This window comes from Pseudoalteromonas sp. 1_2015MBL_MicDiv, from assembly GCF_002407505.1.
GTDB lineage: Bacteria > Pseudomonadota > Gammaproteobacteria > Enterobacterales > Alteromonadaceae > Pseudoalteromonas > Pseudoalteromonas fuliginea.
In genome coordinates this window covers 593,245-607,842 of sequence record NZ_CP012738.1, presented here as the reverse complement: position 1 = coordinate 607,842, position 14,598 = coordinate 593,245, and the positions used below count along the sequence as shown (strand labels likewise).

The window sequence follows — 14,598 nt, the reverse complement described above, 5'->3', positions numbered from 1 at the left end:
TTAGCTCCTTTTTTGATTGTAGCAAGCGCGATTTATTGCTCTTTGCAAATCACATTTAATGAGGCTGGTTCAATAGTAATAACCAGTTTTTGAGCTGTTTTAACCTCACCGTCAAGTACGTACTTAAGCTCTCCTTCGCCTGTAACCTCGACCCTTTTAGCATTTGTATGGTGCGAATTTATTGCTAAATGTGTTTGCGTTAAACTACTAAACATCAATTCTGCAATACTTAGTACTGTAGTTGAATCTTCATTATTTGGTGTTAACCAATTTACATCGAGTAGTCCGTCACTATGATCAGGTTGCCCGCCACCTTGCGCCAATAACGTTGTAAAAGGCGCAGCATTAGCCACAATAAAGCTATTGGTGCAAATTTCTTGAGGTTCATTGTCATCAAGCTTTACGTTAAGTAACAATGATTTTTGCTCGTTAAAGGCTTGAAAAAAGCCGTTCAAATAAGCAAGTTGCCCTGATTTATTTTTGGATTTTCTATCTGCTTTTTCAATCATTGACTGCTCAAAGCCAATACCCGCAAGCAACAATACCAATTCATTATTGCAATAAGCAGTATCTATTAGGCTTGTTTGACCATCTATAATTAAATCACAAGCTTGTTCTACAGGAATAAATTTAGAGCTAATACCCATTAATACATGGGCTAGTGCATTCGCTGTACCCATTGGGATGATACCTAGTTTACATCGTGTATTTACAAGTATGCTTGCAACTTCTGCTACGGTACCATCGCCACCACACGCTATTATAATATCTGGATTTTGCGCAATTGCCTGTTTAGCAAGCTCAATACCATTAACCTCTTTTGAAGTAGTAAGTACTTTCAAATCGTAATAAGCCGATAGCCGCGCAACAATTAAATGCTCTTTTTCTTGCCATAATCGTGTACCCGATACAGGGTTTGCAATTAAAACGGCTTTGTTTTTAATCAGCAGTTCGCCTTTTTTATGGCGTTTAGCTAGATGACGAAGCTGATGCTTATTTAAGTTTGCGGTTTCGCGGGTTTCTTTTATTTGTGCAAGCACTTCATGTACATCTGCATTTTTATTTTGACTCAATAAATAAGCCGCCATAACAAAAACTGAACGCCCACGCCCTAAAGCGCAATGTACAACAACGCGATGATTTTCTTTAATATGGTGATGTATCCAATTAATAGCCTGATTTAACTGCGAATGGGTAGGAATACTATGATCGAGTACCGGAATATTTAAGTAATCAATACTTTCTTGCGTAGAGCTCCATTCGAGGCCGTCAAATTCACACGTTACATCTAAAATAGCCGTGATCCCGTTACTTTTTAATGTATCTATATCTGAGGGGAATAATCGGCAAGCTAAAAATAGATTTTCGTTTATTTGTTGAATGGGCGGTACTTTATCGCGCTTACGTGACCAAGCATTATAGATTTGTACACCAAGCAGAAATGGCACAAACGCCCAGCGTATATAAAAAGGGATCACCCCATTTTCACGTTTTCTAAATATTTTTGCAGTATTAAAAATATATGCGGTACTCACTAATAAAAGTGACAGTGCAGTCCAATAAAAAATAATAGCAAAATAAACAGAGTCCACTTCCCAACCAATAAAAATAAGCAGTAGTGCTAAAAGTGAATAACCAATTGCAGCCCACATAATTTCTCCTTGTTATAAATAATCCCGTTTTTTAATCTTAATTTAAACGGCTGTATAAATTCTTGTGCAAGTATCACGCCATATAAAAAACACTTAAAACTCAAAAATATATCTTAACCAACTGATATTTAAAATAATAAAATACACTCCCTCAAGTATCCTCATTCTTTGTGCACTTTTTACAGACATGTGAATAAATTATACCTACATGTTTAGTTTCAATATCTTAACGGTTGTTGCTTGTATTAACGTATAACTCAGCCAGTATAAATAACTTGAACTCTGGAAAATAAATGGTTAGAGAAAAATAAATATGGTTCAATACGTTAGTAATTCTCTTAACCAAAGTTCAAGTTGAATAGCAATTTTTGCCTCCAAATCACCATTTCAAACGTTTACTCAATGATAATAAGAAAACAGGACCACTGTGGATAACGGTAACCAACGCCCTCTTTTTAGCGCAAAAGAGCAAGGAGATACTGATGGACAAATTTGTGGGCTAAAATAAAAAAGCTAGCCAAGGTATTGGCTAGCTTACTTTTAGTTATCTATTTTTAACGTTACTGGGCTTTATCAAATGGCATCAGTAATGTTTTCATCGCAGGGCGAAGCGCTATTAATACCGTTTCTTCGGTTAGTTCAGGGTAAAGTAACTTTCTGAGTAATAACCCTGCCATCATCGAAAAAATAACATTAATTCGGCTTTCAAGTTCAAGCTCATCAATGTCTTTGAGCGCACTTCGCTCGCTTGTTAAAAGCTGCCTCATGCGCCCTCTTGCTTGAATATCAGTTTCGCGCAAAAGAGTAGCGACTTTCATATTACGACCTGCTTCTGCCATCATGTCTAAATCAATAACACACGAGCCCGTATCCATGTGTCGTTGCACACCAATATTTAAGCCATCTAAAAGAGCTGCTAAAACATCACCGGGGTGATCTTCAAACTTTTGAAAGATAGAGAACATTTCTTCCATATCTTTTTCAATAATGCTTTCTATAATGGCTTCTTTGCTTTCAAAGTAATTATAAATATGGCCTGCACTCATCCCTGCCGTTTTAGATATTTCTGCCATACCTGCACCGTGGTAACCTTTTCGGCGAAAACACTCTGCAGCAGCCGCTAATATTTGCTCACGCCTAGCCAGTGCTATCGCGGGATCAGTTTGCCTTTTTGCTTTAGGCTTCATGTTCAACTCCACTACCAAGTTATAAGCTCAGTAAAGCAAGAGCTATAAATAGTCTCGCCATATAAATTGTAATGCGGCTTTAAAAAGCCGCATATATTATTTCTCTTCCTGAGTTATTTCACTGGTTACGTTCCATCCGCCACCAAGCGCTTTGTACAAGTTAATTTGACTCGCAAGATACGCTTGTTGACCCGCAATTAACTGCTGTTGTGCGCCGTACCATGTACGCTGAGCATCAAGTACTTGCAAGTAGCTATCTGCACCTTTTTCGTAACGCATTTTTGATAAATCAAACGTGATTTGTCGGCTACTTATAAGCATATCAAGTGCACTTAATTGCTCTTGGTAGCCCTCTCTATCGGCAAGTGCATCAGCAACTTCGCGAAATGCATTTTGAATTTTTTGCTGATACGTTGCTACCGCAATTTCTTGATCTGCTTTTGCTACATCAAGATTTGCTTGGTTACGTCCCATATTAAAAATAGGTAAGCTAATTGACGGCACAAAACTCCATGTACCCGAGCCTGAATCAAACAAGCCACTTAAATCACTTGAAGCAGAGCCGGCATTGGCTGTTAAGCTAATGCTTGGATAAAACGCCGCACGTGCAATACCAATATTGGCATTTGCAGCAAGCATTAAATGCTCAGCGGCTTTAATATCAGGGCGCTGCGATAACAAGTCAGACGGTAAACCAACGGGTACTTCTGGCATGCTGATCAAGTTAGTCAAGTCTTTATCTGGCAGTAAATCAGCTGAAACAGATTTACCCACTAATAAATCTAGGGCACTTTTATCACGCTTTAACAAACGCTTGTACGTTGCTATGTCTACTTTTGCTGTAGCAACTGTACTTCTAAGCTGCTCAAGGGTAATTGAAGAAGTTGCACCTAAATCAAAGCTTTTTTGCGTAAGCGATAATGACTCTTGCTGAGAGGTGAGCGTTTCTTTTGCAAGCTCTAGCAGTTGTAAATCCGTCGCGTAATTGAGCCATGCATTTGCCAACTCTGAAATTAACGACACTTGCGTGCTGTATTGGCTAAGCTCTGTAGAGTATAAATTTTGCAGGGCTTGCGCTGATTGGTTACGCACTTTGCCCCAAATATCTAACTCGTAGGAGGTAATACCCACTGTTGCACTGTACTGCGAGCTAATAGTAGCATCGCCAGTCCCCGCTAAATCAGCAGGTAAGCGCTGACGCGTACCTGATGCATTTAAATCAAGAGACGGATACAAAGCAGAGTCTTCAATTTGATACAAACCACGCACACGCTGCACATTAAGCACTGCAATTTGCATGTCTTTATTATGCTCAAGACTTTGGCTAATTAACGTTTGTAGTTTTTCATCATTAAAAAACTGCTGCCAATTTAATTGCTGCGCAGCGCTTTGCGCAGTACCTGATGCATAAGCATCAGATACTGGTAGCACAAGGTCTTTTTGCTCTGGCGCTAATTGACAACCGCTTAGCACCAATAAAGCAATTGCACTTAGGCTGAATGTTTTAATGCTCATTCTGCGCTCTCCTTTGTTGTTTCGTTAGTTTTACCAGGAAATATACGGCGAACTAACACAAAGAATAACGGTACAAATACAACAACTAATATTGATGATGCGAGTGTGCCGCCAATAATCGAAATACCTAACGCATTTTGCGCACCAGAACCCGCACTTGAGGCTATTGCTAGTGGTAAAACACCACAAATAAAGGCCATCGAAGTCATGAGTATTGGGCGCAAACGTAAGCGTACAGCTGCAATAGCAGCATCAACTAAACCAAGCCCTTCTTCCATTTTATGAATCGCAAACTCAACAATAAGTATCGCATTTTTAGATGCCAAACCAATGGTAGTCAACAAGCCTACCTGCAAGTAAATATCGTTAGATAAGCCACCAGCGAGTGCCGCCATAATCGCACCAAATATACCCAGTGGTACAATCATCATTACCGCAAATGGTACCGACCAACTTTCATAAAGCGCGGCTAAACATAAAAATACAAACAACAGCGATAAGCCATATAATAAGGGTGCTTGACCACTACTTGAGCGCTCTTGGAATGAAATACCGGTCCACTCAGACGAAATACCATTAGGCAGCTGTTTAACTAATCGCTCCATTTCATCCATTGCTTGTCCCGTGCTGTAACCAGGCGCTGCACTACCTTGAATTTCCATTGCTGAAAAACCATTGTAACGCTCTAAGCGTGGTGAACCGTATGTCCAAAACGAGCTAGCAAAAGCTGAAAAAGGCACCATGTCGCCATTATCATTGCGCACATACCACTTGTTTAGATCCTCAGGCACCATACGCGATTGCGCATCACCTTGTAGGTATACTTTCTTCACGCGACCACGGTCTATAAAGTCATTTACATAACTACTACCCCAAGCGGTGGCAAGCGTGCTGTTTATATCACCTTGTGAAACACCAAGTGCTTCAGCTTTAGCTAAATCTACATCAAGTTGAAGTTCTGGCATGTCTTCTTGTCCATTTGGACGTACGCCCGCTAAAATTGGGCTTTGGCTCGCCATACCTAATAATTGGTTTCTTGCCGCTAATAAATCATCATGTCCAAGGCCAACACGGTCTTGTAAAAAGAGAGTAAAGCCATTGGCCGTACCCAGCTCAACAATTGCCGGCGGTGGAAATGCAAAAACAAAGGCTTCTTTTATTGTTGAAAAGTAGCCCATTGCTTTACCTGCAACCGCTTTAACAGATAAATCATCTCGCTGACGCTCATCCCAATGCTTAAAGTTAACAAACGCAATCGCTGAGTTTTGGCCAGAACCTGCAAAACTAAAACCAGTCACGGTAAAAATACCGTTTACTGCTTCGGATTGATCATTTAAGAAATGGTTTTCTACTTTTTTAACAACCTCAAGTGTTTCTTGTGTTGTAGAGCCTGCCGGTAATGACACTTGGTTAAACAAAATACCTTGGTCTTCGTCAGGCAAAAATGCCGTTGGTAAGCTTGAGAATACATAAACCATGCCGCCCACAATCACGCCATAAATAAGCAGATAGCGCTTAGAGTGCGTAAGCATACGGCCCACAAAACTTTGTGCACCTGAGTTTGTTTTATCAAAACCACGGTTAAAGCCTGTAAAAAATCGGCCAAATAACGTGTTATTGTTATGTACATGGCTTGGTTTTAAAAGCGTTGCACACAATGCAGGTGTTAAAATTAGGGCCACTAAAACCGATAACCCCATCGCAGATACCAGTGTTATAGAAAATTGACGATAAATAATCCCAGTAGAGCCGCTAAAGAACGCCATTGGTATAAATACCGCAGAAAGTACCATGGCAATACCGACCAACGCGCCTTTAATTTCATCCATAGATTTACGCGTAGCTTCAAGTGCCGATAGCTTCTCTTCGGTCATTAAGCGCTCAACGTTTTCGACTACAACAATCGCATCATCCACAAGTAAGCCTATGGCAAGCACCATCGCGAACATGGTTAACGTATTGATTGAATAACCAAATGCGTACAAAATACCAAACGTACCAAGCAATACCACAGGCACGGCAATGGTCGGAATAAGCGTTGCTCGGAAGTTTTGTAAAAACAAATACATGACGACAAACACTAAAATAACCGCTTCAATAAGCGTATGAACTACTTTTTCAATTGATAAAGATACAAATGGTGTAGTGTCATAGGGTACAACTACGTCTAACCCTTCAGGAAAATAAGGTTTTAACTCTTCAATTGCGGCTTTAACGCCTGCTGCTGCATCAAGTGCATTCGCGCCACTGGCCAATTTAATACCTAAACCCGAAGCAGGTTGTCCATCGTAGCGTGCTACAACACGGTAGCTTTCGCCACCCAACTCTACACGTGCAACATCCTCAAGGCGGACAAAAGAGCCATCAGGATTTGTTTTTACTAAAATATTCTCAAACTGCTCGGCCGTTTGTAAACGACTTTGCGCTGTCACCGTTGCATTAAGTTGCTGCCCAGCAACTGCTGGCATCCCTCCTAATTGGCCCGCAGATACTTGTGCATTTTGCGCGCTAATTGAGGCGCTAATATCCGCTGGCGTTAGTTTGTAATTTTGCAGTTTTGAAGGGTCTAACCAAATTCGCATAGCGTATTGTGAGCCAAATAATTGCACTTCACCTATACCTTCAACACGTGAAACAATATCTTGCACGTTTGATGATACATAATCACCAATATCGATGTTAGTCATACTGCCATCTTTAGACACAAAACCTAATACCATCAAAAAGTTACGAGCAGACTTTGCAACAACGACACCTTGCCTTTGTACTTCTTCAGGTAAAAGTGGTGTTGCAGTCGCTAATTTATTTTGCACTTGAACTTGTGCAATATCAGGGTCTGTTTCGGCACTAAATGAAAGAGTAAGCGTTGCTGAACCGCTCGATTCAGACGTTGATGACATATAAAGTAAGCCATCAAGCCCCTTCATTTTTTGCTCTATAACTTGCGTAACCGTATCTTCAAGCGTACGTGCAGATGCACCAGGGTACGTTGCCGTAATACTAATTGCTGGCGGTGCAATTGACGGATACTGTGCAATTGGCAAGCTTTGTATAGCCAAAATACCTGCTAGCATCACTACTATTGCCAGTACCCATGCAAAAATGGGCCTGTCGATAAAAAATCGTGACATTACAACTCTCCGTTATTGCGCTTTATCAGCTTTTGTAGATGACTGAATTTCAGAAGGACTCACTGGCGCACCCGGGCGAATTTTTTGTAAGCCTTCTACAATTAATTTATCGCCATCACTTAGGCCATCAGTAACAAGCCAATCTGAACCAACGGTTCTATCCACTTTTAACACGCGACTTTCTACTTTATTGTCTTTACTGACAACCATTGCTGTTGGCTCGCCTTTGTTGTTACGGCTTACACCCCGTTGCGGTACTAAAATCGCATCCGCTTTAACGCCTTCAACAATAGATGCACGTGCATACATGCCTGGTAATAATAGCTTTTCAGGGTTAGGGAATTTAGCGCGCAAAGTTACAGAGCCGGTACTTGGGTCAACAGTCACTTCTGAGAACTGCAACGTTCCTTTGTGAGAATACGCCGAGCCATCTTCCATTATTAATTCAACATCTGTTTGGCTGTTTGCATCAATACCTAAACGGCCAGATGCAATCGCTTTTTTAAGTTGCGTCAACTCATTGCTCGATTGTGTTAAATCAATATAAATTGGGTCTAATTGAGTCACCGTTGCAAGTGCTGTACTTTGATTTGCACTTACTAGTGCACCCACTGTTACGCTTGATTTACTAATTTGGCCACTAATAGGGGAAGACACATGGCTGTAATCAAGGTTAATTTGCGCTGATTTTAACTGGGCTTTAGCCGTTAATAATTCAGCATTTGCTTGTTTGTACGCAGCATCCGCTTCGTCAAAATCTTGTTGACTCACTGCTTTGATTTTTAAGAGTTCGCCGTAACGTGATGCTTTTGATTTAGAGCTGGCGATGCTTGCCTCTGCGCGTGCAACGCTCGCTTCACTTGCTGCAAGGTCTGCTTCAAATGTAGCTGGGTCTATTTGATACAGTGCTTGGCCTTGCTTAACCTCTTTACCTTCGACAAATAAACGAGATTGCACAATACCACTTACTTGTGGGCGAATTTCAGCAATTTGAAATGCACTGATACGCCCAGGAAGTTCTTTTTTGAGAGTAAGCGCTTGGCTTTTTAATGTGAGTACACCCACTGGCACAGCTTGAGGAGCTGAAGCTTGTGACTGCTCAGTTGCTTGGTCACAACCAGTTAAAGCAACAGAACCTACGAGGGCGGACAATACAAATAAAGCGATGCGGGAACGCTGCATGTTAAATACCTTTTAGTTTAGAGTGAACGATCATTCTAAATTAAAACGCGCTGAGAATGAATCTTAATTAGAAGAAATTTACACAAACTTACACTCCTCAGTACAATATACGTCTTAGGTTGCATTTAATGTTAATTAGATGAAAATAGAATCAAGACTGTATGAAAATAAAACAACTGAACATACTGAAATAATATCTCATTTTAGAAACGAAGTGTTTAACAGACACAAAAAAGCCAAGCAAATACAGCTTGGCTATTTATATAAAAACTAAAGCGCACCTTATTTTAAAGGATATTAGCACTATGCTAAGTAATAACTCTTGAAACTAATAACTGCTCTACCCTAATACCCTCTACATCAACCACTTCGAATTTAAAGCCTGAAAAGGTTAAATGTTCCGCACGCTTGGGTATTCGCTTCATATTGTAAATTAAAAAGCCTGCAACGGTTTCATAGTGCATTTGCTCAGGAAACTCTTCTATGTCCAGCAGTTTTGCTAAATCGCTAATCGGAGTTAAACCATCAACTAACCAAGAGTCTTGATCGCGTTCTATAATTAATTCATCGCCTTGGTGAGTTATTAAATCCCCCATAAAGCCTTTCATTAAGTCTTTTACCGTAACGATACCGACCGATAAAGCGTATTCATTAACAACAACGGCAAACGGTTTGGCTGCACTTTTAAAGGCATTTAATGCTTCTGATAGGCTTAATGTCTCGGGTAAATAAAAAACATCTTTATCAATCAACTCATCATTTATATTGGCTGCTTCACCTTTTAATACTTGTCGTAAAATATCTTTTGATTCAACAGAGCCATGTAACTTATCTAAGCTCCCTGACACCACTAAAAAGTGATTATGAGGATGATCAATAATTTTAGTCGCAATATCATGACTCGATTCGTTTAAATCAAAATAGACAATTTGGTCGCGTGGCGTCATTACACTTGATAAAAACCGCGCTTCTAAATCAAACACATTGCCTATTAATTCATACTCTTGCTTTTGCAAGCTTCCGTATGCAGCACCTGCATCCATCATCGCAACAATATCTTCAGTTGTTACATTGTCTTCCCGCTCTGCAGGTACTTTAAATAAGCGCAGTACAAAGTTAGTTACACCATTAAAAAACATCACTAACGGGGTTAAGGCAAAGGTCACCCAACGCATTATAGTCACCACTCTCACAGCGACTGCTTCTGGCATGATCATCGCTAAGCGTTTGGGCATTAAATCGGCGAACAATATAAACAAAGACGTAATAGTAAAAAACGAAAATAAAAAGCTAATTTTCTCTACATGTGCGCCTTGATAAAATAGTACCAACACGCTTTCAACATAAGGAGATAAAGCCTGCTCGCCCACAATACCACCCAATATCGCAATCGCGTTGAGTGCTATTTGGATCATGGCAAAAAAAGCCCCTGGATTTTCTTGTAGCTTTAATACCGCTGCTGCTTTTATATTTCCTTCATCTGCCATTACTCGCAGTTTTATTTTACGCGACGCCGCAATTGCTATTTCTGACATAGCAAACAACGCACTGATCAAGATCAATAAGCTAATCCCGATTAAATCACCCATTTAACGCTCCAAAAAAGTTAGTGCTTTTGAAACAAAAGCAGCTGATTATAGTCGGTTTTTTAAACGCAGCAATTTAAATTTAAAAAATATATTAAAGTAATTATATTTCATGGTGTTATATTAATAAAACCACTTATTTTACTGTTCTAATATTTTAAAATGCAGCTTTTAATTGCGTAACTAAGGCAGGATCCATATTAATATTGCAAGCAAAGTACAAAGGGGATTGTGTTGTATTCAAACTCAGAACAGGTTCAAGTAATTTAAGCCTTGGCTCAGCTTGAATTCGATAGTCAAATTGCTTTTTACTAAGCACAACAAAATCTAGAATATCGTCGCGAGTACTAATAAGTTTATCTATTTTGTCTAGGCTATCTATAAGTAATAAATGCTTACTTTCGCTAAAGCCACGCTCTAACAAATAATGATGACTAAAGTTATCACGCAGTACTGCTATTTTATACTTTTTGGCATCATTGAGAGTATTTAACTTTATACCTCTGGACTTAAGCCCATATATAGCAGAGTCAAAGCTTTCTAGCTCGCCTATCCAAGTAAACTTATTCTCTCTATTAGGGAGTCGCACTATCGAAAATATACAGGTGTTTTTATCACGTAATGTTGCGTTGTACGATATGGCCCAACTATAGGCAAACATAGTGTAATTTATACCTGTACCTTCTAGCGCTTTATGAACTTTATCGACAGAGCGGCCAATGAGTTTGTTATCTTCATTGATGTACTGAAAGTCCGGAAATACTTCCGTTACGATTGTAATTTCAGTGGCGTTAACCTTAATACAGATAACGCACAGTAAAAAGATAAACCACTTCATTTAACTGAGCCCCATGATAAGTATATTAATAAATATAGCTGAGGCTCTGCGAACTGCTAGTTTTTAGTAGTGTATAAGCACGACCAATTTACTTGTTCATTGCGTTGATTAAAAAGGCCGATATTTTAGCGCCTTCTTTGAGCGTTGTTTCAGAACTAGACTGGCCAACAAGCGAACTGTCGGTGAATGGCGCTATTTCCATCATATCAGCCCCCGTAATTGGAAACTCATCCGCAATGGCTGATAAAATATCAAGCGCATGCTGTGGTGTTAAACCATTATGTTCTGGCGTACCTGTGGCAGATGCAAACTCGGCATCAAGCGCATCAATATCAAAGCTTACATATACTTCATCAACGTTATCGGCTTTTAACTGAGCAATAGCGTCGGCAGCAACCGCTGCTGAGCCGCGCTCAATGATTTCATGTGCCCAATGTTGCTTAACGCCAAAGGTACTTTCCCAGTGCGCTTTAGGCTTGCCACTTGAGCGTATACCAAATTGTATTAAATGATGCGGTGCCGGTAAAAACTCTAATATATGTGTACACCACGAGCCAAAACATAAATCAATACCTAAGCGCTCCACAAGTAAATCGGTATGCGCGTCAAAATGAATAATAGCCGTGCGCTTACCTTGCTCACGTTTTGCTTTTAAGTACGCTTTAGTAAGTGGGTAACTAATTGAGTGATCGCCACCAATACCAAATAATCCTTTATCTTTAAACGTTGCGTAAAAACTGTCGCAGACATCTTCAGTGATTGATAACGGGCTTACGTAATAGTCGTTATCTTCATCACCATATAAGGCTTTTTGGCAATTAGAAATGGTTGCATCATTTAGGTATTTGTCATGAAGTAAATGTGGAATTACACGAACATCACCTAAATCAAACGAATGACACTGCGGTTGCTGATCAATTAAAGCTGAGCGCACAAACAATGGCCCCCAGTTTGCGCCGCGTAAAATCCCACCGCCACAGTCTGAACTAATACCTAACATAACGGCTTTATGTGGTGAGCTTGGTAATTCGTTTAAAGACTCGCGCCACAAGTTATCAACGTTTTCAGTTTGTCCGTAAAGTTTATTACGCAGTGCGGCTTTGCGCTCTTTTGCAGTATTTACTGTGTATACGCCATCGCCCGGTGCGCACAAACAGTGCTCAACTTTGTTTTTAAATGCTTCAAATTGTGTGCTCATAATAAACTCCTTCGGTTTTTATTCTGTACGTAGCTAATTAGTTTTGATTACTTTTGATTAGTTATGCAAAATCACTAAAAGTGCCTAAACTTCAAATAAATGTCACTTTGCTAAACAAGTCAGTGCTTAATATCAGTAAACACGTTAGTTTTCACGTGTTCACTACAATATTAAGCCATTGAATTTATTTGATATTAATGAAAATTTGTAATCATCCATTTAATCGTAGTTACGCGCTTGGGTGATACTTATTATGTCTGCTTGAACATGTCAACAGCGTAACAAGGCTACGTATATTAGTACTTGATTGAATATTCATAGTTGATGAATAAATCAAATTAGCCCTTAAAATTATTAAGACTTAATTGAAGGAGTTAAGATAAAACGGACAATCGTCCTGTACTTAATAAACGTTTCTAGCAATGATGCTAGATTGACAACAATTTATTATAAAAAGGCTTAGCTATGGAAAAGGTATTTCACTTAGGACTATGTATTGACGATCTTAAAAGTGCAAAACTTGCGATTGTACCGGGCGATCCAGATCGTGCAGCACGTATTTCTCAATTCCTAGACAACCCAACCTGCCTAGCTCAAACTCGTGAGTTTCATGTTTACTTAGGCCAACTAAACGGCCACTCTGTGGTTGTTTGTTCTACGGGTATTGGTGGCCCATCTACGTCGATTGCAGTAGAAGAATTAGCACAACTTGGCGTGCGTAAATTTTTACGTATTGGTACAACCGGTGCAATTCAGCCACACATTAACGAAGGCGAAATTTTAATTAGCCAAGCGTCTGTACGTTTAGACGGTGCAAGCCAACATTTTGCACCACTTAGCTACCCTGCTGTATCTGACTTTTATGCAACACAAGCTATGGTACAAGCATGTAAAAACTTAAATATCGATTTCCACATTGGTATTACGGCATCAAGCGATACATTCTACCCAGGACAAGAGCGTTACGATACGCATTCTGGTTACGTTCCTAAATCACTACAAGGTAGCTGCGAAGAGTGGCAAAAACTGGGCGTAATGAACTACGAAATGGAATCGGCAACATTATTTACTATGTGTGCAGCCCTTGGTTTACAAGCAGCATGTGTAGCAGGCGTACTTGTTAACCGTACTCGCCAAGAAATACCAAATGTAGACCACGGTGAAATTGAGCGTAAATCTGTAGCAGTCGTATTAGAAGCAGCTAAAGTATTACTTGATTAATACCAAGTAAACTCAATAGATAAAATTGTAAAGCACAGCTCTGGCTGTGCTTTATTGTTTTTAAGAGGTTATTTTAGCTGAGCGCTAATTACTTCTATTGCCGGTAGATTTTTAAAACTTGCAAGTACAGCACGTGCTACACCCGCTTGGTTTTCATGGCCTGCGGTTTCTAAAAGTGTAATTGATTTTACTGTACTTTCGTTAAAGCTAAGCCCAGCTAAAAAGAACTGACTTAGTGCACTTTGTAGTGGCGATAAACTTGGACTGTAAGCTGCATTTTCGGCGTAACTTCCGTAAAAATCACCATCACTAAATGTACTTATTTTTACGGCGCTAAAGTTTTGGCTGTAAGGCACGTACGCATTAAGTGCAAAACGCGCAAGGGTTTCATCAAGGCCATCAAAGCCATCAAAGCCATCAAAGCCATCAAAGCTAAAATTACCTTGCTGTGGTTTTGGGTTAAATAAGCTAAATTCGTTACCTAAATCGGTAGGTCCAAATGAATGCGGCAGTAATTCAGCAAGTTTAAATTGCTGATCAGGAAGTAAAATATCAAACTCTTTCGCATCAGCTAGTTCGTTCATAAACTGGCGACAATACCCACAAGGCGCATCGCTAATCGCAATTTTAACTATTTTTTTAGCGCCGTTTAACCATGCGTTATTTATAGCCGATTGCTCTGCATGAACCACTAAACTCAATGCTTGATGATCAAACTCTACATTTGCACCAAAGTAAAAGTTTACCTCACCGTTTTCATCAAGTGCTTTAACAATTGCGCCTACATGAAAATCTGACACTGGCGCAACGGCATACTCAGAAGCTAAAGGTACTAAACCTTGTAGTAATGCATCATCAGACACATTGAGTTGAGCGCATAACGCTTTAATATTACTAGAATTTAATATGCCACGTTGTGATTTTAATTGACTACGTAATGACGCTGTTTGCGCTACGTTTAATGTGATGTGCGAATTTGTAAGTGCTGTATCTTGCTGTACAGTAAAAGTTGCTGAAGCCATAACATTTTTTAATTATTCAATGGCTAAGTAGTTTAAAAGGTTAGGGTGTTAAATACCAGCCTATTT

Annotated in this window: 10 protein-coding genes; 1 reads left to right on the top strand and 9 read right to left on the bottom strand. The window is 39.7% G+C overall.

Features of this window, described 5'->3' with window-relative positions; genetic code table 11:
* Positions 1–32: 32 nt before the first annotated feature.
* The 8 genes from AOR04_RS20195 to AOR04_RS20160 all read right to left on the bottom strand — a co-directional run bounded on the left by AOR04_RS20195 (position 33) and on the right by AOR04_RS20160 (position 12,289).
* Positions 33–1,652, bottom strand: coding sequence for a diacylglycerol kinase family protein (locus AOR04_RS20195; protein WP_096794487.1), 1,620 nt, complete (start codon positions 1,650–1,652; stop codon positions 33–35).
* 560 nt (positions 1,653–2,212) lie between these two features.
* Positions 2,213–2,839: a TetR/AcrR family transcriptional regulator gene (locus tag AOR04_RS20190; RefSeq protein WP_096794486.1), complete on the bottom strand. Its 627-nt coding sequence runs from the start codon at positions 2,837–2,839 to the stop codon at positions 2,213–2,215.
* A 96-nt stretch (positions 2,840–2,935) separates the two neighbouring features.
* On the bottom strand, positions 2,936–4,354 hold the full coding sequence (locus AOR04_RS20185) for an efflux transporter outer membrane subunit (protein WP_096794485.1): 1,419 nt from the start codon (positions 4,352–4,354) through the stop codon (positions 2,936–2,938).
* Positions 4,351–7,485 (bottom strand): efflux RND transporter permease subunit, encoded by a 3,135-nt coding sequence (locus tag AOR04_RS20180; protein ID WP_096794484.1) that lies wholly within the window; start codon positions 7,483–7,485, stop codon positions 4,351–4,353. Before AOR04_RS20180 ends, AOR04_RS20185 begins: the two co-directional genes overlap by 4 nt.
* Positions 7,486–7,497: 12 nt before the next feature.
* Entirely contained in the window at positions 7,498–8,667 is a 1,170-nt protein-coding gene (locus AOR04_RS20175) for an efflux RND transporter periplasmic adaptor subunit (protein WP_007375558.1), read from the bottom strand.
* 308 nt (positions 8,668–8,975) lie between these two features.
* A complete protein-coding gene (locus AOR04_RS20170; RefSeq protein ID WP_008134367.1) occupies positions 8,976–10,256 on the bottom strand; it encodes a hemolysin family protein in 1,281 nt (426 codons plus the stop codon).
* 154 nt (positions 10,257–10,410) lie between these two features.
* Positions 10,411–11,091, bottom strand: coding sequence for a substrate-binding periplasmic protein (locus tag AOR04_RS20165; protein ID WP_096794483.1), 681 nt, complete (start codon positions 11,089–11,091; stop codon positions 10,411–10,413).
* Between the two features lie 88 nt (positions 11,092–11,179).
* Positions 11,180–12,289: an arginase family protein gene (locus tag AOR04_RS20160; RefSeq protein WP_096794482.1), complete on the bottom strand. Its 1,110-nt coding sequence runs from the start codon at positions 12,287–12,289 to the stop codon at positions 11,180–11,182.
* 465 nt (positions 12,290–12,754) lie between these two features.
* On the opposite strand from AOR04_RS20160, the gene udp reads away from it, so the two are divergent.
* Positions 12,755–13,510 carry a uridine phosphorylase gene (gene udp, locus AOR04_RS20155; protein ID WP_096794481.1) on the top strand — a complete coding sequence of 252 codons (756 nt, stop codon included), beginning with the start codon at positions 12,755–12,757 and terminating at the stop codon, positions 13,508–13,510.
* Positions 13,511–13,578: 68 nt separating this feature from the next.
* On the opposite strand, the gene cdd is transcribed toward udp, so the two are convergent.
* Positions 13,579–14,532, bottom strand: coding sequence for a cytidine deaminase (cdd, locus tag AOR04_RS20150; RefSeq protein WP_096794480.1), 954 nt, complete (start codon positions 14,530–14,532; stop codon positions 13,579–13,581).
* Positions 14,533–14,598 lie beyond the last annotated feature (66 nt).